Genomic DNA, 20,901 nt, shown 5'->3' on the forward strand with positions numbered 1-20,901 from the left:
GCCTATTCGTCGCCGCTTGCTGAGATCCCCAGGCGTCGATGGGCGTCCCACGCCGACCGGACCATGTCCTCCACCGAGTGGCGCATACGCCAGCCGAGGTCCTGGGCTGCCAGCGTGCCGTCCGCCACGATTCGCGCCGGATCCCCGGGGCGTCGGGCGTGCACCTCCGGCGGGTCGGAGACCCCCGTGACGTCACGGACCGCGGCCATGATCTTGCGCACAGAGGTCCCTTCCCCCGACCCCAGGTTGTACACGGAGTGCAGGCCCGCGCCGGACGTCAGCGCCCGCGCGGCCGCCACGTGCGCGTCCGCGACATCCTGGACGTGGACGTAGTCCCGGATGCAGGTGCCGTCGGGGGTCGCATAGTCGTCGCCGAAGATACGGGGCCGCTCGCCCCTCTCCAGCGCAGAGAAGACCAGGGGGAAGAGGTTGTGGGGGCTGAGATCCGTGATGTCCGCCCACCCGGATCCGACCACGTTGAAGTACCGCAGACTGGTGTGACGGATGCCGACGGCACGCCCCTGGTCCCGCAGCAGCCACTCTCCGATTAGCTTGGACTTGCCATACGGCGACTCAGGTGCCGGCGGTGTGTCCTCGGTGACCCGCTCAACGGCCGGTGTCCCGTAGACCGCAGCCGACGACGAGAAGACGATGTTCTGCACCTGCGCGGCCACCATCGCGGCGAGCACGCTCGCGGTTCCCTGGACGTTGACGTGGTACGCCGTCAACGGCACCCGAACAGACTCCCCCGCGTACTTGTACCCGGCGACGTGGACGACCCCCTCTGCCTCATTCTCACGGAGCACCGCCGTCAGCGCTGCGGTGTCCGTGACATCCGCATGAAAGAACGGGACGCCGTCGGGGACGAACTCCCGGTGCCCGGTGGACAGGTCGTCTACGACCGCGACCGGCAGACCCCGCTCCCTAAACGCCCGGACGACGTGCGCCCCGATGTAGCCGGCGCCTCCGGTCACGACCCAGGTCATCACATCGCCCCCTTGTTCCGGGCATGGGTCTGGAGCTGCCCAAGTTGGGTGCGGACCTGACGGGCGATTTGGTCCTCCGAGAAGCGCTCCGCGTGCGCCCGCATCGCAGGGGGGTCCCAGTCCCGGGCCAGCGCCTGCTCGACGCCATCGGTCACGGCTTCCACCGTGGGCGCCTCGACGAACACCCCGTTGACGCCCTCTGTGATCGTGTCCAGATACCCGCCGGCCCGCAGCGCCACGGTGGGGACGCCCCACGCGCTCGCCTCCAGGGGAGTGATTCCGAAGTCCTCGTGGCTGGCCGCGATCAGCGCGGTGGCATGGGCGTAGGCCCAGCGCAGCTGCGCGTCGGTGAGGTCCTGGGCGAAGACGACGCCGTCGCCAGCCATCGCCTTCAGGCGCGCCTCTTCGGGGCCCTTGCCGATCACCAGCAGCCGCAGGCCGGTGCGCTCCGCTGCACGGATGGCCACGTCCACGTGCTTGTACGGCATGAGCCGCGCCACGGAGAGCAAGTATCCGCCCTCGGCAAGGTGCTCGGCGCCCGGGATCGGCTCCTGGGGTCCATCAGTGGACACCGAGTGCGGCGGGAACACGACGGGCACGTCTATCAGCCCGTACACCTCCTCGATGCGCTCCTTCACCACCGTGGAGTTGGCCACATAGCGTGATCGACGTCGAACGGCCGCGCGGTCCCACCTGCGCAGACCCGGGCGCAGCACGCGGGCGATCCGGCCCTTGATGCTGTTCTGACCGTCCTCGCCCAGGTAGTCGTCCAGCAGGTAGACCCAGCGCGCCGGGGTGTGGCAGTAGACGAGCGTGGCGCCGTCGTAACGGAATCCGTGGGCCCATCCGGAGGTCGAGACCACCGCGACCGGCTCCTTCACGTGCATGAGCGAGGAGGCGACGGGCAGCAACGGCAGGGCGCGGCGCGGATCCCTGCGCAGGACGCCGACCCGGTTCAGGGGGGAGGTGATGATCCGGGCGTCCTTGAACTCCGGGAACGTCCCCTCGGGGTCGTAGAAGGTCGTGTAGATCGGGGCGTCCGGCCACATGCGGTGCAGGGCCAGGACGACCCGCTCGGCTCCGCCCTTCTGCGTCAGGTAGTCGTGGGCGATCGCGATGCGGCCGCGTGTCATGTCGGTCATGGTGCTCCCCTCAGAACTGTCGGCGGGCACGCCCCGGCCGAGTGCGTCCGGTCTCCGCGGCGGCCTCGACCTGCAAGGCGATCAGCTTTCGTGCGATTGACGCTGGCAACACGGCAGCAGCACGCTCGACGACGGCGGAACTGTACTGGATCGTGCGCTCCGTGCTCAGAGCAGCCACCGCCCGCACGGCGGCGCCCCACGGCCCGCCTGGGGCACGGTCCCCGCCGAGTGCGTCCGCCCCGTGCTTGGCGATGAAGATCTGCCGGGCAGAACCCGAGTGCAGGGCCCGGCGGGCCTTGGTGTACGTCGTCGCGGCGGCGGCATGATGCCGCGTCTCCAGCTCCGGGCAGATCACCACGGGGTATCCCGCCGCGTGGAGCCGGTAGCCGAAGTCGACGTCCTCCCACCCGTAGCGGCGGTAGTCCGGGTCGTAGCCGCCGAGCTCCTCGTGCAGAGTGCGGGGCACGGAGACGTTGCCCGCCCAGTGCCGCCACTGCTGCTCTGCGGGCAGAGCGTATGCGTGGGCCCGGTGGGTGCGCCCCTGCGCCGTGCCGTAGACCTTTTGATAGGCCGTTTCGGGCAGGACGTCCTTGGTCAGGCCGATGACACCCCGAGGACCCTCCTCATGAGCGGCCACGTGGTCCCGGATGTAGTGCGGTCCGGGCTCGAGATCGTCGTCCGCGCGGATGAGGATGCGTCCGGACGTCGCGTCGGCCCCTGCGTTGAGCGCAGCGACCCGTCCGCGGTTCTCGCCGAAGACGGTCCAGCTCAGGTCCAGGCCCGGATGTTCTGCGGCCAACTGGGCGAGCACCGCTGCCGACCCGTCCACATCCCCGTCCACGGCCACGTGGACCTCGAACGGCGGGGCGTCCTCCTGCGCGGCGAGGGCGCCGATCAGGCGCGGCAGCCGCTGGGCTCCGCCCCGGCTGGGGACGATCACGCTGGCCTCGGGGGTCAGGGGCGTCTCGGTCATGAGTCCTCCGCGGGGATCATAGGGACAGGTCATCCAGGAGCTCGGCGACGGCGGCGCGGCCGGCCTCGGGAGAGAACAGCGACGCCCAGCGGTGCCGCTGGGAGTGGGCCACCGCGCCCAGATCGACCGCACGTACTGCCCGCAAGCAATTCGCGAGTGCGGCAGCGTCGCGCTGCGGAACAACGAAGGGGTGATCGCTGCCGACCACCTCGGGAACGGCCCCCGCATCGGAGGCCACCACCGGAACGCCCGCCGCCATCGCCTCGGCCGTCACCAGGCCGAAGACCTCGGCCCACTGCGACGGCACGGCCAGCACGTCCACCGTGGTCAGGAACTGGGCGGTGTCCTGCCAGCCGAGCACCTGGACGTCCTCACCGGCTGCCTTCAGGGCGGTGGCGAGCCGGTCGGCCTCGTCATCCGCTACGAACCGGCTCTCCCCCGCGATGCGGAACACGAAAGCACCCGGGTCGGTCTTCCACAGCAGCGCGGCGGCCTCCAGCAGGGTGACGATGCCCTTGTCCTCGGACAGGCGGCCAAGGAAGCCCACGGTCACCAGCTCATCGGCACCGCGGGCCCGCCGTGTCTGCGGCGCCGTCGGGGCCGGAACCCAGTTGTGGAGCACGCGCGCCCCGCGGATGCGGTCCGCCGCGAATCGGGACGGCGCGAGGACCGCGAGCGCACCGGGACGCGCCAGGGCGGAGAACACCCGCAGAACCGGCTTCTCGGGTACCTGATGCAGGTGCACGATCCGGCGCGGCCGGCCGGCCAGCGCCGTGGCCGGCAGCAGCCCGTTGCACCACACGACGTCGTCCCCGCCACGGCCACGGTCCCAGGCCCGGAGAGCACGCAGGTACCCCAGGCGTCCGGGCCCGCCCACGCGGACCACGTCGAAGCCGTCCGCGGCCAGGCGATCGGCGGTCTCGGCCGGGTGGGCCGGGGCCACGACGCCCACGTCCCGCCCCAGCTCGCGCAACGCCGTGGCGAGGTGGTGCAGCATCACCTCGCCGCCGCCCACCTCGCCCTGGTTCGCCAGGATCCAGATGCGTCCGGTCATCGGGCCGGCTCCAGGGATCGGGGATGTCCGGTCCGCGCGTCCACGACGGAGCGGACGCGGGTCAGCCCCCGCTTGGCCGCGCGGCCGAGGTGCTCCTCGCCGTACTTCTGCAGGGCCCAGGCGAGCACGGAGACCACGGCCAAGGCCACGAGCATGGCCATGTTTCGGCCTACGTACGGCCATAGAGCATGGATGACCAGATAACCGGGAATGACGTGGATGATGTACAGGGAGTAGCTGATCCGGCCGTAGAACTGGAAGGGCGGCGTTGTGAGGAGCCACGTCCTTCGTCGGAGGGCCACAGCAGTGAACAGGGTCGCTGCTGCCAGCACCCAGAGCCCAAGGGTCATGTCGCGCAAAACGAAGGGGCTCACGACAGCCGATGCATAGGCTGCGGCCACCGCTCGTCGGTGGCGACCCGTCTCCCGTGCCAGGAACACCACCATGCCCAGGACGAACATGGGCGCATACTCGGCAACAGTGATGTTGTTGACGAGTTTGACCCACGTGGGGTCCCCCGCTGGGCGTGGCGCCGCGGCCTGTGACGTCACAGCCACCACCGTCCAGGACAACACAGACCAACCCAGGCATGCCCACAGGACCAGACGGTCCGACAGGCGACACCGGCTGAGGATGAGGAGGGTCAAGACAAGTGCGTAGAACTGCATCTCGACCGCCAGGGTCCAGTAGACGTCGACCACATCGTCGACCAGCAACCATCGTTGGACCATCGTGAGGTTGACGATGATCTGCCCCGGACTCAGCGAGTACCCCGGCACCTGAACGAGGGCGAGGATCACCACGGCGAATGCAAGCGAGAGCCAGTACGGCGGGTACAGCCGGGCGGCTCGGGAGATGACGAAATCGCTGGGACGCGAGGCCCGGCGCGCGGTCATGAGGATCACGAAACCGCTGATCATGAAGAACAGCTGGACCCCCGTGCCACCCCAGACGAAGTCATGAAAAGCGGGGGGATCGTCGCGGTAGTGGAAATTGTGCGTACCGCCGAAGTGCGAGAACACCACGGCCAGCGCCGCGATCCCCCGAAGGCCGTCCAGCTCCCGGAACCGGGGCCCCGGCACTCGCTTCTCGGCCGGGGCCACCGAGGCCGCCCCCGGCTCGTTCGGGCTCGCCGCGGTCATCGGTGCCCGCCCTTCCCCACCCGGCGCCCGAGCACCTCGAGGGTCGCCTCGGCGGTGGCCCGAGCCATCGTCTCCACGTCGCCCACGCGCACCTCGCCCGGGCCCTCGCCGGCGGCACGCACGACGGCGTCGGCGATGGCCGCCGGCGTGGTCTCGTGGACCAGGCGCTCAGGCGGCAGGATCTCCCCGTTGCCGCCCACGTCCGTGGCGACGGCGGGCAGGCCGGCGGCCGCGGCGTCGAGCAGGGTGTAGCTGAGGTTCTCCCACGCGGAGAGCTGCACCAGCACGTCATGCTCGGCCATGGTGCCCCACGGCTCCACGAAGCCGGGCAGGTCGACCGCATCCGCCACACCGAGCGCCTCGGCCTGGGCGCGCAACGCCGCGGCGAGCGGCCCGGTGCCGGCCAGCGTCACCCGCGTCTCGGGATCGCGCTCCAGCAGGGCGGGCAGCGCGGCGATCAGCCGGTCGAGGTTCTTCTCGGGGGCCAGCCGGGACAGGGAGAGGATCCGCAGCCCCTCCCCCGGTGCGCGCCGCCGCCCCGCGGCCGCGGCGCGCACCGCAGGCACGTCCACGCCGTTGCGCACCACGGTGAGGGGCGCCCCCGCACCCCATTTGCGGCGGAGCACGTCCGCGGTGGACTGCGCCACCGCGATCACGAGGTCCGTGCCGCGCAGCCGGGCGCGGTGCGCGGCGTTCTTCACCCGGGCCGCGGCGGCGCGGTTGTACAGCCCATCGTCCGGGGCGATCCCGTGCTCAGTGCTGAGCAGCGCCGGCGCACCGGGCCGCCGCCGGGCCCGCCCCGGGCCGAGCGCGGCGAACGCCGCAAGGTCGGCGTAGGCCAGGTGCGTGTGGACCGCGGCCGGGCGCAGGGTGCGCACCGCCGTCCGGAGCGTGCGCACCGAGGCGGCCAGGCCGGCGTCGGGACCGACGTCCCCGGTGAACACCGCCGCCCCCTGCTCGCGCAGGCGCTCGGCGAGCGGCCCCTCGGGGCAGAGCACCGCCAGACGCAGGCCGGGCAGGCCCACGCGCGCGACGTCGAGGACGTGCCGGGCCACGCCGCCGAGGTCGGCGACGGGCACCACCCAGAGCGTCAGCGGGGCCGGAGTGGTCCTCGCGGCCTCGGGGATCACAGCCACTGCTCCAGGCGGTCCAGGGCCGTCCAGAAGCCCTCGCCGTTGTTGATGTGGCCCTGCCAGATCTCCGGGATGAAGCTCACCCCGGGGGCCAGGCGGTCCAGCTGCTCGCACAGCACGGGCCAGTCGACGTCGCCCTCGCCGATCTGCGGTCCCTCCCCGTCCACACCGGTGGCGTCCACCAGGTGCAGGTGGATGGTGTGCGGGGCCAGCTTCTCCACCATCTCCGAGAAGGGGATCCCCAGGAACGTGGCCGAGAGCTTGGAGTGGGAGATGTCCAGGCACAGGGGCACCCCCGTGGCCTCCACGAACGCCACGGTGTCGTCCGGGTCCATGAAGAGGTTGTGGTACTGCTGACCGCCCATCAGCCACGGGAACGGCGGCAGCGTCTGCGCGGCGATCCGGATGCCGGACGTGTCCAGGCGCTTCACGGCCTCGGCGATGCGCGCGTACTTCGGCAGCCGCTCCTCCGGGCGGATGTGCCGGTCCAGGGTGAACCCGCCCATGGTGATGACCATGATGGGCGCCTCCTCGGACGGGAACCAGCGCTTCAGGTCCCGGGTGATGTCGATCGTGCGCTGCACCTCGGCGATCGAGCGCTCCCACACGGCGTCGTCGTCGCTGGCCAGGTCCACGAGGAAGTCGCCGGAGAAGATGTCCGGCAGGTGGGTGGTGAAGCCCATCGGCATGGGCTCGCTGAACACCGAGTCGATGTCGATCTCGAGGTCCTTGTAGGAGAAGTGGAACTCCAGGAAGTCCGGGGTGCAGTCCTTCGTCAGCGCCTCGACGTCGTGGTAGCGCACCGGCAGGCCCCAGGGGCGCCGGAACTGGAACTGGCGCCCGGTGGGCACCGTGTCCGTGAGGTCGCCGGCGAAGAAGAAGTCGCCCTCGGCCATCTCGCGGTGCAGGGTGCGGCCGACCAGGCGCGGCAGCTCGTTGGGCTGCAGGCCGCGGCCCGGGGACTTCACGGTCACGTCGTCCGCGGTGATCGTGGCGCCGGCCCGCAGCGGACGGGCCGCCACCAGGGACTTGGCCAGGTTGATGCGGTTCATCGCCTCGCCCGTGGAGACCACGCGCTCGTTCCCGACGCCGATCGACTCCTCGATGTCCCGCGTCTGCCGGACCATCTGCGCGAACTCCTCCGGCAGCAGGGAGACCTTGTGGTCGTTGCCCTCGAGCCCGCGGTCCACGGTGAAGTGCTTCTCGATGATCGCAGCGCCCCGGGCCACCGCGGCCAGGGCCACGTGGAAGCCGCGCTCGTGCCCCGAGTAGCCCACCGGCGTCTGCGCGATCTCCGCGAGCCGGTCCAGGTAGGCCAGGTTCACGTCCTTGTAGGGGGCGGGGTACGTGGACTGGGCGTGCAGCATCGCGAAGGGGACGCCGGAGGAGCGCACGAGGGCCACCGACTCGCGGATCTCCTCCTCCCGGGACATGCCGGTGGAGAGCACCATCGGCAGGCCGGAGGCGGCCGCGTCCCGCAGCAGACCGTGGTTCGTCAGGTCCGCCGAGGCGATCTTCACGCCGTCCACCGGGTACTCGCGCAGCACCCGCATGGACGGGGCGTCCCACGGGGTGCACATCAGGGCGACGCCGGCGTCCCGGACGTGGTCGAACACCCGCACCATGTCCTCGGCGGAGAGCGAGAACTTGGCCAGCTCGTCCAGGGTGCGCTGGGCCCCCAGGTCCTCACCGGCGGTGGCCGCACCGGACTGCCGGTAGAGGGCGTCCATGTCCCGCAGCTGGAACTTCACGGCGTCCGCGCCCGCCTCGACGGCCAGGTCCACGAGACGGCGGGCCAGGTCCACATCGCCCTGGTGGTTGTTGCCGATCTCCGCGATCAGGAACGCCGGGTGGCCCTCCCCGATCCGGTGCCCGCCGATCCGCAGCTCGGCCTCCCGGTTGATCGCCAGGGCCGTCAGGCGGCCGCGCTCGTCCAGGAGCGGCAGGTGCAGCGCCCCGGCGGGCAGGGCCTCGCGCATCTCGGCCGGGGAGGCGCCCAGGGGCGCCGTCGCCGGGTCGTGGTGGGCGACGTCGGCCGCGGCCACGTCCAGCGAGGCCTCCGGATGCGCCATGAGCCAGCGACGCACGTCCCCGTCCGTCAGCGAGCCGACGAGGAAGCCGTGGGAGTCCACCACGAACACGGCACGCTCGCGGTTGTCGGTCATCTTGTGCAGGGCGACCAGGAGCGAGTCCTCGGGGAAGACGAGGTAGGGGGTGAGCCTGCGTTCGATGATCACTGCGCGCCTCCGGGGGTGCGGTTCGGGCCGGTGGTGGGGGTCTCGTTGGTGCGCAGGGCACCGAGGTCGGGGCGGTGCTGGAGCACCTTCTGGACCGCCAGGTACTGGTCCATCTGCTGCTCGGCCAGGGCGAAGTCCAGCTCGGTGTCGATGTCCACGCCCTCGAGGTCGTCGAGCTCCAGCAGGCCGATCCGGCCGCCGAGCCGGTTGTGCAGCCGGTCGTAGACCCAGGGGCGCGTCACGTAGAGGGACCCGTTCTCGCGGAACCGCAGATCGGCGCGCGACATGTCCTGCCGACGCTTGCGCGCCGTGACGTCGAAGTCCGGGATCGGCTCCCCGTCGGGGTCCTCGGCGTGGCGCCACAGGAACGGGGACACCGGGACGACGCCGACCAGCGAGTCCACCCCCGTGTCCCGGAACTGCCGCACGGCGCGGTCCAGGGTGCCGGGCAGGCGCAACGGGCTGGTGGCCTGGAGCAGCATCACGCCCTCGGGTTCGACGCCGGCCGCGCGCTCGGCCGCGAGCACGTGCTCGATCACGGGCTCGGTGGGGGTCGAATTCTGGGCCAGGTGGGCCGGGCGCAGGCCCGGGACGTCCGCGCCGTAGCGGAGGGCGACCTCGGCGATCTCGGCCGAGTCCGTGGAGACCACCACGTGCAGGTCCTCCTCCGCCTCGAGGGCGGCCTGGATGGTCCAGGCCACGAGCGGATGGCCGCCCAGGAGGCGGATGTTCTTGCCGGGCAGCCCCCGGGACCCGCCGCGCACGGGGATGACGCACAGGATGCTCACGCGGACTCCTTCCAGACGTGCTCGGCGATCGCGGCCGCGGGGTCTGCGGTCGGCGAGGCCAGGGGCGGGGTGGGCTCCGGGGTGCGGCCGGGCCGCCACCGGGTCATGCCGTAGCGCCGCCAGAACCCCTCGAGCCAGGCGGGCGGGTCCGGGTGGACGGCCCATGCGGGTCTGCCGGCCTGCGCGGCCTCGAGGATCCCGGTGGAGAAGACGGCGGCCACGGGCCCGCGGGTGGCGACGAGGGGCGCCCCGGCGTCGTCGATCCGCACCCCGGCCCTGCGCCAGGCCGCGTGCTGGCCGCGGGAGAGGCGGTCCCCCTCGGCCGGGTGGGGGCGGTAGGCGGCGCCGGTGGCCCGCACGTACTGTCCGGCGGCCGCGGCGAAGTCCCGGCGGGGCAGCTCGGCGCCGTGCAGCTGGCCGAGGAACACCCCGGGACCGTCGTCCCCGGCACCCGAGAGCGCGGGCGCGGTCTGGCGGGCCTGCTCCAGCAGCGCCGAGCCCACCGGGACGGCCTCCACATCGGCGCGGCCCTGGGTCCACCAGTCCGCGTCCGTGCTCGTGAAGGCGTACAGGGTGGCGTCCTGCGGGACGGGCGGCGTGGACACGGCCAGCAGCCCGTGCTGGACGACGCCGATCCGCGCCCCCCGCTGCCGGGCCCAGCGCACGGCGGCGCGACCCGAGGGCAGGTACTCCCCCGCCACCAGGACGCGGCGGAGCCCGGACAGGCGATCCGTCACGACGTCGGCGGTGGCGGCGTGCTCCCGGTGACCCGCGGCCCCGGGCAGGGCGGGTGCGTCACCGGCGGGCAGCACCCAGCCGACCCCGGCGGCGACCTCCGGCCGCGCGGTGGCCAGGGCGGCCACGGGCGAGGCCAGCGCGGCCAGCTGCGTGGGGCCGAAGGACTCGAGGGCGACGAGGGTGTGCACGTCCCCCGCCGGCAGGAGCAGTCGGGGAGCGTCGTCGCCGGTGGACCGGCGGCGTGTCAGGGCGCCGGCCACGCCGCGCACGGTCGAGCGCGCGGTGTCCGCGGCCCGCCGGGTCAGCGGCCACTGGGCGCGCTGCCACGCGTGCCAGCGCGGCAGGTCCTCGGAGCGCCAGAAGAGGGGCGCGTCGGTCATGCCCACCACCCCTGGGCCATGGCCGCCCGGTGCGCGAACGTGTGCTCCGCGTGCGACCGGCGGCGGCCGGCCTCCCGGATGCGCGCTCCCCAGGCGGGGTCCGCGACGACCCGGCGGGCCTGCTCGATGAGGTGGTCCGCGTCCTCGAAGACGAGCACCTCCTCGTCCGGGACGTAGAACTCGGCCACGTCGGCCCGATCGACGAGCTGGAGACCGCCCATGCCGGGCACCTCGAAGGTCCGCATCGCGTGGCCGGCCTGCAGGCCGTGGATGTTGATGGCGCCCGCGGCGGCCGCCTGCACGGCGTACGCCTCCTCGAGGGGGATGTCCCGTTCGGCCGGCAGGTCCGGCCGGGTCAGCTCCCACGTGCGCAGGCGGTCCACCGGGTGGTGGCTCCACTGACGCCCGTAGGCGCGCACCGGCACCCCGGCCGCGGCCAGGCGCGAAAGCAGCTCCACGCGGTTCGGGTAGCGCGAGCCCACGAAGACCAGTTCGTCACTCCGCGGCACCTGGGGCAGCGCCATGGCCGGGTCGAAACCGTTGGGCATGTAGTGGGCGTCCACGCCCTCGCCGGCCAGCAGCTCGGCCTCGGAGCGGGCGTAGCTGAGCACCGGCCCGACGGAGCGCAGGAACTCCATCGAGTAGTCGTGCCGCGCGAGGTCGTCGTACAGCCAGAGCATGCGGGGCAGGCCCGCATCGAGGATCTCGGACCAGAAGTCCTCGCCCAGCGAGTCCCCCTTGATGACGAGCACGCGGTCCGGCCGGGCCTCACGCAGCGCGGCCACGGCCCGCCCGGTGTCCCAGGCGACCCGCGCGGCCGTGCGGTCCACGCCCGCCTTCTGCGGCAGCTCGAGCAGCCCCTTGTTCCGCAGCTTCATGCCGAGCGTGGCGTAGGCGTCGTAGCAGTGCACCGTGACGTCGAAGCCCTGGGCAGCCCACGCCGCCGCGATGGAGCGGTGGTAGCCGTGGAACGCCGGCGAGACGAGGAACAGCCGTTCCGGTGAGCGGCCGCCCCGCGCGTCGGGCGGCGCGGGCACGGTGTAACCGGTGGCGCTCATCGGCGCTGCCCCCTCCAGACCAGCGCGTGCTCGTCCCGGAGCACGGCGCGGGCGTCCACGTCCACACCCCGGGCCTGCCGGAGCGCGTTCACGGCGAAGTTCGCCCCCGTCGCCGCGGTGAGCGCGGCCTTGAGGGCCCAGGGGTGACCGAACTTCCGGGCGTAGCGGTACCGGGAGTCCACCAGCCAGCCGCGCCGGCGCAGCGGGTCCGAGGAGCCGTGCAGCCCGTGCGGCACACGGACGGCCGGCACCACGATCGACGGCACGCCGCGCTCGCGCAGGCGGCGCTGCAGGTCGACCTCCTCGGAATTCATGAAGTACTCCTCGTCGAACCCGCCGACGGCGCGGACCTGCGCCATCGGCAGGAGCAGCACGGCGCCCATCACCCAGTCGACCGCCACGGGCGAGGCGGACCGGGCCGCCGCGACGTCGTGCCCCACGGCCTCGTGGAGCACGTCCAGGTGGCGGAAGCGGGCCAGCGGGGTCAGCCACTCGACGGTCTGGTGCAGCACCGTGGGGAAGTGCCGCCCGGACCACTGCGGCGTGCCGTCCCCGTTGACGACCTGCGGACTGACCACGGCCGGCTGGTACGGAGCGGCCGCAACCACCAGCGCGTCGATCTGCGCCCCCGTGATCTCGGCGTCCGAGTTGAGGACCAGGGCCAGCTCGGTGGTGACCGCGGCCAGGCCGGTGTTCACGTTCGCCCCGAAGCCGCCGTTGCGCTCGCGGCGCACCACGGTCAGACGCGGATCGTGCGCCTCGGGGTACGGGGTGGGCGAGGCGTCGTCCGAGACCACGACGGCGGCCAGCGCGTCTCCGGGATCGCTCAGCAGGCGGTCGACGAGGGCGAGGGTGGGGGCCGGATCGCCGTAGTGCGGGATCACCACGGTCACCGCCGCCGTGGGCGACTGGGCTGCCATGCGGGCTCCTCCCTCAGCTCGGATGGAGGGCGCACCCAGCGCCCGAGAACCTGTGTCGAGTATAGGGAGGCTCTGGCGAGGACCCGTGCCGTCCGACGGGGCGGCCTCGTGGCCGTCGACACGGTGCTCGGTACACTGACCGGACAACCACGGGATGGAAGGGGTGAGCCATGCCCGGCACCCAGGGGGAGGACGAAGCCACGCGCGAGACGACCGCGTTGCGCATCGGCGCCGGACTCGATGCTGTGACGGTCAGCGGCCTCACGGGAGACGAGCGGGCGGAGGTGATCGAGTCCTGGGCCCGATGCGGTGTGGAGGCCGTGGAGTCGCCCGCCGACGCGGATGCGCACCGGGGCGCAGGCGCCGCGCGTCCGTGGCTCCAGTGGCACGAGGACCTGGTGTTCCTGGCGACCTCGCAGGCGATCGAGTCCGCCCGCGGCACCCACCTGATGTTCCATGCCGCGTGCCTCGCCGCACCGGACACCGGGGAGGCGATCGTCCTGGTGGCGGCGTCCGGGACGGGCAAGACGACGGCCACGCGCCGGCTGGGACCCCATTTCGACTATCTCACCGACGAGACGGCGATCATCGCCCCGGACGGCCTGGCCGTCACCCCGTACCCCAAGCCGCTGTCCGTGCTGGAGGCACACGGAGTGCGGCCGAAGACCCAGCGCGGCCCGGACGACCTCGGTCTCGGCCCGACCCTTCCTGACGCCCGACTGGCCCGGATCACCGTGCTGGATCGCGTGCGGGATCCGGAGGGCTCGGTGTCGCCGCGGGCGGAGCCCATGGAGCTCGTGGCTGCGCTGGGGGCGCTCGTCCCCCAGACGTCCTCCCTCTCCCTGCTCCCCCGCGGCCTCGTGACGCTCTGCCGTGTCCTCGACGCGGTCGGCGGCGCCCAACGCCTGGTCTACGCCGAAGCCGAGGACCTGCGGGGCGTCGTCGACGGCCTGCTGGCGGCCCCGCCCACGCCCGTCACCCCCGCCTGGGAGGCGCTCACCGATGAGGAGCTGCGGGCCTCGGTCGGTGCGGCGGTCCCGGGCGCGGTGTCCCGCTGCGCCGTCGACGACGGCATCCTGACCGACCACGGCCGCCTGGTCCTGCTCGCCTCGGACCGCCTGGTCGTGCTCGAAGGTCTGGGCCCGTCCGTCTGGCTCCTGCTGGACGAGCCGCGGACGGCCGCCGACGTGGTGGCCTGCCTCCGCACCGAAGGACCCGTGCCCGAGGACGCCGAGGCCCGGGTGCAGGAGACGATGGACGCCCTGATCGCCGTGCAGCTGGCCACGGCCGGCTGAGCCGGCCCGGCCCGGAGACGGCCGGCGCCCAGGGCCCGCCCCCTCAGGAGATCAGTGCCCGCCCCAGTGCGTGGGCGGCCAGACGGTCACGAACACCTCGCCCACGATGTCCTCGCGGGTGACGAAGCGGGCGCAGTCCCCGGCCTGGTCGGCGGGGATGCCGCGGCACGCGATCACGGAGTCGGCCGAGTTCGAGCGGTGGTCGCCGAGCACGAGCATCGAGTCGTCCGGCACGGTGACCGGGCCGAAGCAGCGCGCGGACATCACCTCGGACTCGCAGTCCAGCTCGTCCCGGATGAACGGCAGATCGTTGTGGATGTACGGCTCGTCCACGGGCTCCCCGTCCACCGTCACCGCGCCCTCGGCGGTGCAGCACTCCACGGTCTGCCCCGCGGTGCCGACCACGCGCTTGACCAACGCCTGCTCGTGCGAGCGGCCGATGCCGGTGAGGTCGCCGAACGTGCGGACGGCGTTCTCCACGGCCCCCTCCGGTGGCATGGGGTGCGCCCAGTCCTCGTTGGCCGTGAAGACCACCACGTCCTGGGAGTCGGCCATCCCGTCCGGGTAGGCGGTGCGGTTGACCAGCATGCGGTCCCCCACCTCGAGGGTGTTCTCCATCGAGCCGGACGGCACCGAGTACACCTTCACCCACAGGGCCTGCACCACGGCGACGACCGCGAGGGCCACCACCACGTTCAGCAGCAGGGAGGCCCAGAACGGCAGGCGCGGACGGTGAGGCTGCGGCGCGGCCACCGCGCCGCCGTCTTCCCCGTGGGCCGGCTCGAGGCGCTCGGCCATGGTCAGGCGACGCCGTCGAACAGGCTGGTGACCGAGCCGTCCTCGAAGACCTCGCGGATCGCGCGGGCGATCAGCGGGGCGATCGAGAGCACGGTGAGGGTCTCGAAGCGCTTCTCCTCCGGGATGGGCAGGGTGTTGGTCACCACGACCTCGCGGGCGCCGCACTCGCCGAGCCGCTGGGCGGCCGGGTCCGAGAACACCGCGTGCGTGGCGGCGATGATGACGTCCTTCGCGCCGGCGTCCTTGAGGATCTGCACGGCGCCGGCGATCGTGCCGCCCGTGTCGATCATGTCGTCGATCAGCACGCAGACGCGGCCCTCGACGTCCCCGACCACGGTCTTGGACTCGGCCTTGTTCGGAACGGTGAGGTCCCGGCTCTTGTGCACGAAGCCCAGCGGCACACCGCCCAGGCGGTCCGCCCACTGCTCCGCCACGCGCACGCGACCGGTGTCCGGGGAGACCACCGTGACCTCCTCGCCCTCCACGCTGGAGCGGATGTGGTCCGCCAGCAGCGGGATGGCGAACAGGTGGTCCACCGGGCCGTCGAAGAAGCCCTGGATCTGGGCGGTGTGCAGGTCCACGCTCATCACGCGGGAGGCGCCGGCGGTCTTGTACAGGTCCGCCACGAGGCGGGCCGAGATCGGCTCGCGGCCGCGGCCCTTCTTGTCCTGGCGGGCGTACGGGTAGAACGGCGAGACCACCGTGATGCGGCGGGCGGAGGCGCGCTTCATGGAGTCCACCATGATCAGCTGCTCCATGAGGTGGTTGTTCAGCGGCGCCGGGTGCGACTGGATGATGAACACGTCCTTGCCGCGCACCGACTCGCCCGAGCGCACGTAGATCTCGCCGTTGGCGAAGTCGTAGGCGCTCATGGGGAGCAGCTCGGTGCCCAGCTCCTCGGCGATCTCCTGCGCGAGCTCGGGGTGGGCGCGGCCCGTGGCCAGCACCAGTCGCTTGTCCTCGCTGCGGCTCAGCTCCGTCATGACGTCCTCAACATCCTTCGTGGTCTCGCGTTTCAGGACCGACGGCGTCCGGCGTCGGTGTCGGCCGCCCGGGGCGGCCCGGTCCTCGCACCCATCCTAGGGCGCGAGGGATCAGCACTCGGCGTCCGCGACCGTCGCCCCGGCCGCCTCAGCGGCCTGCGCGGACGTGCTGCCGGGGCGCTTGGCGGGCACCCAGCCCTCGATGGTGCGCTGCGCCACGGCGTTCAGCGCCAGGGCGCCGGCCGGGACGTCATCGCGGACCACCGCGCCGGCACCGGTGTAGGCGCCGTCGCCCACCGAGATCGGGGCCGTGAACACCGTGTTCGAGCCGGTGCGCACGTGCGCGCCGATCACGGTGCGGTGCTTGGTAACGCCGTCGTAGTTGGCGGTGATGTTGCCGCAGCCGATGTTGGTGTACTCGCCGATCTCGGCGTCCCCGGCGTAGCCCAGGTGGGAGAGCTTGGCGCCGCGGCCCACGGTCACGTTCTTGGTCTCGTAGAACGCGCCGATCTTGCCGTCCTCCCCCAGCACCGTGCCCGGGCGCAGGTAGGTGAACGGGCCGACGGTCGCGCCCGCGCCGATCACGGCCTCCGTGGCGTCGGTGCGCTTCACCACGGCGCCCTCCCCCACCTGCGTGTCCGTGAGGGTGGAGTCCGGGCCGACGACGGCGCCCGTGGCCACCGACGTCGCCCCATGCAGCTGGGTGCCGGGCTTGAGCCTGACGTCCGAGGCGAGGGAGACGGTGACGTCCACCCACGTGGAGGACGGGTCGACGACCGTGACACCCTCCTTCATCCAGCCGCGCAGCACGCGGTCGTTGAGCTGGCGGCCCAGGTCGGAGAGCTGCCGGCGGTCATTGGCACCCTCGACCTCCCACACGTCGTCCGTGCCCACCGAGGCGACGCGGCCGCCCTCGGCACGGGCCATGCCGAGCACGTCCGTGAGGTACTTCTCACCCTGCACGTTGTCCGTGGAGATCTCCGGCAGGGTGCGGCGCAGCAGGGCGGCGTCGAAGGCGTAGATGCCGGAGTTGACCTCGCGGATCGCCACGAAGGAGTCATCCCCCGTGGCCTCGGCGTGGGCGAGGGCGTCCTTGTGCTCCATGATCCGCTCCACGAGGCCCTCGGCGTCGCGGACGATGCGGCCGTAGCCCGTGGCGTCCTCGAGGGTGGCGGTGAGCACGGTGACGGCGTTGCCGTCCGCCTCGTGGTCCGCGACGAGCCGGGCGAGGGTCTCCGGGGTCAGCAGCGGGACGTCACCGTAGGTCACCACGACGGTGCCCTCAAGGTCCGCGGGCAGGGCGGCCAGGCCCAGCTCGACGGCGCGGCCGGTGCCCGGCACGTCGTCCTGGTCGGCGATCGCCAGCGCGTCGATGCCCAGCTGGGCCGCCACCGTCTCGATGTGCTCGGCCACGCGGGCCCGCTCGTGCCGGACCACGGCCACGAGGTGCTCCGGCGCGAGCGACCAGGCCGCCGCGAGCGCGTGGCCCACGAGGGAGCGCCCCCCGATCGCATGCATGATCTTCGGCGTCGTCGACTTCATGCGGGTGCCCTGGCCCGCGGCCAGGACGATCACGGCGGAGGGACGGGCGGACGGCTGGGACATGGGGGCTCCTGCACCGGTGGGGGTCAGAGGACGGGTGTTCCGCCCCTAGGATTCGAACCTAGACCGCACGGCTCCAAAGGCCGGCGTGCTGCCATTACACCAGGGCGGAGCGCCGGACCCCAGGGGGCGGCGACGACGGCCTATTCTTCCACACAGGTCGCGCGGATCCGGGGTCAATAGGCGCCGTCGGCGGCGATCACGGCCTTGACGGTCCGGCCCAGGATCACGAGGTCGCCCAGGATGGACCAGTTCTCCACGTAGTAGAGGTCCAGGCGGACCGCCTCCTCCCACGGGAGGTCGGAGCGGCCGGAGACCTGCCAGAGGCCCGTGATGCCGGGCTGCACCAGAAAGCGGCGGTGCACGTACTGCTCGTAGGCCTCGACCTCGTGCGGCAGGTGGGGCCGCGGGCCCACGAGGGACATGTCCCCCCGCAGCACGTTCACGAGCTGGGGCAGCTCGTCGATGCTGGTGCGGCGGATGAGCCTGCCGACCCGGGTGATGCGCGGGTCGTCCTTCATCTTGAACAGCACGTCCGCATCCCCGCCGTCCGAGACGAGCCGCTGCCGGATCTCCTCGGCGTCCACCACCATGGAACGGAACTTGAGCATGGTGAACGGCCTGCCGCCGAGACCGATGCGCTCCTGCCGGAACAGCACCGGCCCGCCGTCCGTGGCCTTGACCGCGATCGCGACGGCGATCAGCAGCGGCGAGATGGCGATCAGGCCCAGCCCCGACGCGACGACGTCGAACGCCCGCTTGGCGAACGCCTTGCCCTCGGAGAGGCGCGGGGTGGAGAGGTGGATGAGCGGCAGGCCCGCGAGGGGCTGCGTGTGGAGGCGGGGTCCGGCGACGTCCACGAGGGCGGGCGCCATGATCAGGGAGACGCCGCGCTCCTGCAGCTCCCAGCCCAGTCGGCGGACGTCCCCGGGGACGAACGAGTGGCCCGAGGTGATCACCACGGCTTCGACGTCGCGCACCTCCACGAGGGCGACCACGTCCTCCACGGTGTCCAGGTCCGTGGAGACCGGTATCGGGAGGTAGTCCTCCTGCCGGGCCTTGTATCCGGGGAGGGCCGCCGCCACGGGGGCATAGCCGGCGCCGGCCTCGGAGTCGAGGGTCTGGAAGATGTGCCGGACCGCCTTCGGGCCGCCGACGAGCAGGAGCCGCCGCCGGAACCTGCCGTGGTGGCGCTGCCGCGCCACCCACCCGCGCACAAGGAACCGGCCCAGCAGGAGCAGGAGCACGCCCAGCGGCAGAGCCAGGCCCACGTAGCCGCGCGCCACTTCGAGACCTGCCGCATAGGCGAGGATCGCGACGGTGCCGAAGAGGTAGAGGGTGCCCTGCAGAACCCGCTTGTACTCCTCGCTGCCCACCCCCAGGATCCGGATGTCCCGCGAGCCCTGGATGGTCAGCGCGAGCACCCAGGCCGCGCTCAGCGCGAGGCTGATGACGCTGTAGTCGACGAGTGCGGCACCGGGGAGGGTGGTGCGCCGCGGTCCGCCGAAGCGGAGCTGGGCCGAGACGAAGGTGGCGAGCAGGACCGCGACCACGTCCACGATGAGGACGAGCAGCGGAAGGCCCCGCTCCCAGGGCCGGCCCAGGACACGGCCGCGGGCAGTCGAGCCCATACGGAGCGCGGTCGACTCATCACCGGGACTCCCGATCACGCTCTGCTCCTCCGTCCTGACGCGGGGGATGGTCCACGTCGTGGGGGTCGGGCATGGTGCTGTGCCCCGGCCCCCGATTGTAGGCCGGAAACAGCCTTCAGCTGTGCCACCTGCCACACGCTCCTGTGCACGCCCGCCGGTCAGTCCCCTTCGGCGAGTTCAGCGGCCTGCAGCCACTCCTCCTCCAGGACGCCCAGCTGCGCGTCGAGGTCCTTCAGGTCGGCGGAGGCCGCGGTGAGGGCGTCGAAGTCCTGCGCCTGCCCCAGCTCGGCCATCCGCGCCTCGAGGCCGGACCTCCGCTCCCGGAGCCGGGTCATCTGCTTCTCGAGCCGGGCCATCTCCTTGCGGGCCAGCCGACGCTCCGCCTCGGTGGGTCCGGTGTCCTCCTCCGGTCCGCCCATGCCCGCGCACGTCCCGACGACGTCGTTGCGGCCCCGTACCGGGCCGGCTCCCCGGGCCGGGCCGCCGGCCTCGTCCATCGCGGCGCGCAGCTCGAGGTACTGATCCACCCCGCCCGGCAGGCCGCGGACCTTGCCGTCCCCGAGCAGGGCGACCTGGTGGTCGGTGACGCGCTCGAGCAGGTACCGGTCATGGGAGACCACCACGAGGGTCCCCGGCCACCCGTCCAGCACGTCCTCGACGGCGGCCAGGGTGTCCGTGTCCAGGTCGTTGGTCGGCTCGTCGAGCATGAGGACGTTGGGCTCACCCACGAGCAGGCGCAGCAGCTGCAGGCGCCGGCGCTCGCCACCCGAGAGCTCGGAGACCTGAGTCCACTGCCGGGAGGTGCCGAAGCCGAGCATCTCGAGCAGCTGGCCGGAGGACATCTCGCGGTCACCGACCTGGAAGGACGAGCCTTCGCGGGCCATGACTTCGGCGACGCGCAGGTGGGCGACGTCGTCGAGCTCCTTCACGTCCTGGGTGAGGGTGGCCGAGACCACCGTCTTGCCGCGCTTCACCCGCCCCGAGTCCGGAGCGATGCGGCCGTCGAGCAGGCGCAGCAGGGTCGACTTGCCCGCACCGTTGACGCCGACCACGCCGAGCCGCTCGCCGGGCGCCAGGCGCAGGGTGACGTCGTCGAGGATCGGCTTCTCCCCCAGCGTCAGGCTCACGTGCTCGAGGTCGAGGACGTCCTTGCCGAGCCGGGCCGTGGCCATCTTCGCCAGGGACACCGAGTCGCGCGGGGCGGGGACGTCCTCGATGATGGCGTTGGCCGCCTCGATGCGGAACTTCGGCTTGGACGTGCGCGCCGGGGCGCCACGGCGCAGCCAGGCGAGCTCCTTCTTCACGAGCTGCTGACGCTTCTGCTCCGTCACCGCCGCCTGCCGGGAGCGCTCCGCGCGCGCGAGCACCCACGCCGCGTAGCCGCCGTCGAACGGGTCCACCGTGGCATCGTGCACCTCCCACGTGCGCGTGCAGACCTCGTCGAGGAACCACCGGTCGTGGGTGACCACCACGAGGCCGCCGTCGGTGGGGCGCCAGCGCTGCTTCAGGTGGCGGGCGAGCCACGCGACGCCCTCGACGTCCAGGTGGTTGGTGGGCTCGTCGAGGAAGAGGACGTCGTCGTCCCCGGCGAGCAGACGGGCCAGGGCGACGCGCCGGCGCTGGCCGCCGGAGAGGCCCCGCACGGACTGCTCGAGGTCGAAGCCATCGAGGAGACCGCCCAGGACGTCCCGGACCTTGGGGTCCGAGGCCCACACATGGTCGTCCACGTCCCCGACCACGGCCTGACGCACGGTGTGCTCCGGGTCGAGCCGGTCCTGCTGGTCCAGCACGCCCACGCGGACGCCGCCGCGGCGGGTGACGCGGCCCGTGTCGGGTTCCTGAAGGCCGGCGAGGATGCGCATGAGCGTGGACTTGCCGTCACCGTTGCGGCCCACGAGTCCGATCCGGTCCCCCTCATCCACGCCGAGGGAGAGGCCCTCGAGGACGGTGCGGGTTCCGAAGGCGATGCCGATGTTCTCGGCGCCGAGCAGGTGGGCCATGGAGGAGGTGGTCCTTTCCG

At 72.6% G+C, this 20,901-nt stretch carries 17 protein-coding genes and 1 tRNA gene; 1 reads left to right on the plus strand and 17 read right to left on the minus strand.

Annotated features, from left to right (window positions below; translation table 11 throughout):
• Positions 1 to 2 precede the first annotated feature (2 nt).
• The 11 genes from galE to HDA34_RS04445 are packed head-to-tail and all read right to left on the minus strand — an operon-like array spanning position 3 to position 12,551.
• The gene (gene galE / locus HDA34_RS04395; protein WP_134377300.1) at positions 3 to 986 is read right to left on the minus strand and encodes a UDP-glucose 4-epimerase GalE; all 984 of its coding nucleotides are present in this window, start codon (positions 984 to 986) and stop codon (positions 3 to 5) included.
• Positions 986 to 2,128 (minus strand): glycosyltransferase, encoded by a 1,143-nt coding sequence (locus HDA34_RS04400; RefSeq protein ID WP_134377299.1) that lies wholly within the window; start codon positions 2,126 to 2,128, stop codon positions 986 to 988. The genes galE and HDA34_RS04400 overlap by 1 nt, the downstream gene beginning before the upstream one ends.
• Before the next feature lie 10 nt (positions 2,129 to 2,138).
• A complete protein-coding gene (locus HDA34_RS04405) occupies positions 2,139 to 3,101 on the minus strand; it encodes a glycosyltransferase family 2 protein (RefSeq protein ID WP_166795213.1) in 963 nt (320 codons plus the stop codon).
• Positions 3,102 to 3,117: 16 nt separating this feature from the next.
• On the minus strand, positions 3,118 to 4,155 hold the full coding sequence (locus HDA34_RS04410; RefSeq protein WP_134377297.1) for a glycosyltransferase family 4 protein: 1,038 nt from the start codon (positions 4,153 to 4,155) through the stop codon (positions 3,118 to 3,120).
• On the minus strand, positions 4,152 to 5,297 hold the full coding sequence (locus tag HDA34_RS04415; protein ID WP_134377296.1) for an acyltransferase family protein: 1,146 nt from the start codon (positions 5,295 to 5,297) through the stop codon (positions 4,152 to 4,154). The genes HDA34_RS04410 and HDA34_RS04415 overlap by 4 nt, the downstream gene beginning before the upstream one ends.
• Positions 5,294 to 6,433 carry a glycosyltransferase family 4 protein gene (locus HDA34_RS04420; protein ID WP_233437083.1) on the minus strand — a complete coding sequence of 380 codons (1,140 nt, stop codon included), beginning with the start codon at positions 6,431 to 6,433 and terminating at the stop codon, positions 5,294 to 5,296. The genes HDA34_RS04415 and HDA34_RS04420 overlap by 4 nt, the downstream gene beginning before the upstream one ends.
• Positions 6,424 to 8,667 (minus strand): N-acetylneuraminate synthase family protein, encoded by a 2,244-nt coding sequence (locus HDA34_RS04425; RefSeq protein WP_134377295.1) that lies wholly within the window; start codon positions 8,665 to 8,667, stop codon positions 6,424 to 6,426. The genes HDA34_RS04420 and HDA34_RS04425 overlap by 10 nt, the downstream gene beginning before the upstream one ends.
• Positions 8,664 to 9,455: an acylneuraminate cytidylyltransferase family protein gene (locus HDA34_RS04430; protein ID WP_060973899.1), complete on the minus strand. Its 792-nt coding sequence runs from the start codon at positions 9,453 to 9,455 to the stop codon at positions 8,664 to 8,666. Before HDA34_RS04430 ends, HDA34_RS04425 begins: the two co-directional genes overlap by 4 nt.
• On the minus strand, positions 9,452 to 10,573 hold the full coding sequence (locus HDA34_RS04435) for a hypothetical protein (RefSeq protein ID WP_060973900.1): 1,122 nt from the start codon (positions 10,571 to 10,573) through the stop codon (positions 9,452 to 9,454). Before HDA34_RS04435 ends, HDA34_RS04430 begins: the two co-directional genes overlap by 4 nt.
• Positions 10,570 to 11,631, minus strand: a complete 1,062-nt coding sequence (locus HDA34_RS04440; protein ID WP_060973901.1) for a CgeB family protein — start codon at positions 11,629 to 11,631, stop codon at positions 10,570 to 10,572. The genes HDA34_RS04435 and HDA34_RS04440 overlap by 4 nt, the downstream gene beginning before the upstream one ends.
• Positions 11,628 to 12,551, minus strand: coding sequence for a glycosyltransferase family 2 protein (locus tag HDA34_RS04445; RefSeq protein ID WP_060973902.1), 924 nt, complete (start codon positions 12,549 to 12,551; stop codon positions 11,628 to 11,630). Before HDA34_RS04445 ends, HDA34_RS04440 begins: the two co-directional genes overlap by 4 nt.
• A 170-nt stretch (positions 12,552 to 12,721) precedes the next feature.
• Here HDA34_RS04445 and HDA34_RS04450 point away from each other — a divergent pair, with 170 nt between their 5' ends.
• Positions 12,722 to 13,846 (plus strand): PqqD family peptide modification chaperone, encoded by a 1,125-nt coding sequence (locus tag HDA34_RS04450; protein WP_060973903.1) that lies wholly within the window; start codon positions 12,722 to 12,724, stop codon positions 13,844 to 13,846.
• Between the two features lie 51 nt (positions 13,847 to 13,897).
• Here HDA34_RS04450 and lepB read toward each other — a convergent pair whose 3' ends face one another.
• From lepB to HDA34_RS04480, 6 genes are all read right to left on the minus strand, one after another.
• The gene (gene lepB, locus HDA34_RS04455) at positions 13,898 to 14,644 is read right to left on the minus strand and encodes a signal peptidase I (RefSeq protein ID WP_060973904.1); all 747 of its coding nucleotides are present in this window, start codon (positions 14,642 to 14,644) and stop codon (positions 13,898 to 13,900) included.
• Positions 14,645 to 14,646: 2 nt separating this feature from the next.
• A complete protein-coding gene (locus HDA34_RS04460) occupies positions 14,647 to 15,627 on the minus strand; it encodes a ribose-phosphate diphosphokinase (protein ID WP_020627447.1) in 981 nt (326 codons plus the stop codon).
• A gap of 111 nt (positions 15,628 to 15,738) precedes the next feature.
• Complete coding sequence (glmU, locus tag HDA34_RS04465; RefSeq protein ID WP_060973905.1) at positions 15,739 to 17,232, minus strand: bifunctional UDP-N-acetylglucosamine diphosphorylase/glucosamine-1-phosphate N-acetyltransferase GlmU; 1,494 nt, start codon at positions 17,230 to 17,232, stop codon at positions 15,739 to 15,741.
• Between the two features lie 37 nt (positions 17,233 to 17,269).
• Positions 17,270 to 17,341 (minus strand) — tRNA-Gln (locus HDA34_RS04470).
• Between the two features lie 64 nt (positions 17,342 to 17,405).
• The gene (locus tag HDA34_RS04475; protein WP_060973906.1) at positions 17,406 to 18,899 is read right to left on the minus strand and encodes a sugar transferase; all 1,494 of its coding nucleotides are present in this window, start codon (positions 18,897 to 18,899) and stop codon (positions 17,406 to 17,408) included.
• A gap of 140 nt (positions 18,900 to 19,039) precedes the next feature.
• Positions 19,040 to 20,881, minus strand: a complete 1,842-nt coding sequence (locus HDA34_RS04480) for an ABC-F family ATP-binding cassette domain-containing protein (RefSeq protein ID WP_060973907.1) — start codon at positions 20,879 to 20,881, stop codon at positions 19,040 to 19,042.
• Positions 20,882 to 20,901: the final 20 nt, after the last annotated feature.

The sequence above is a fragment of the Micrococcus luteus genome (assembly GCF_014138885.1).
Classification (GTDB): domain Bacteria; phylum Actinomycetota; class Actinomycetes; order Actinomycetales; family Micrococcaceae; genus Micrococcus; species Micrococcus luteus.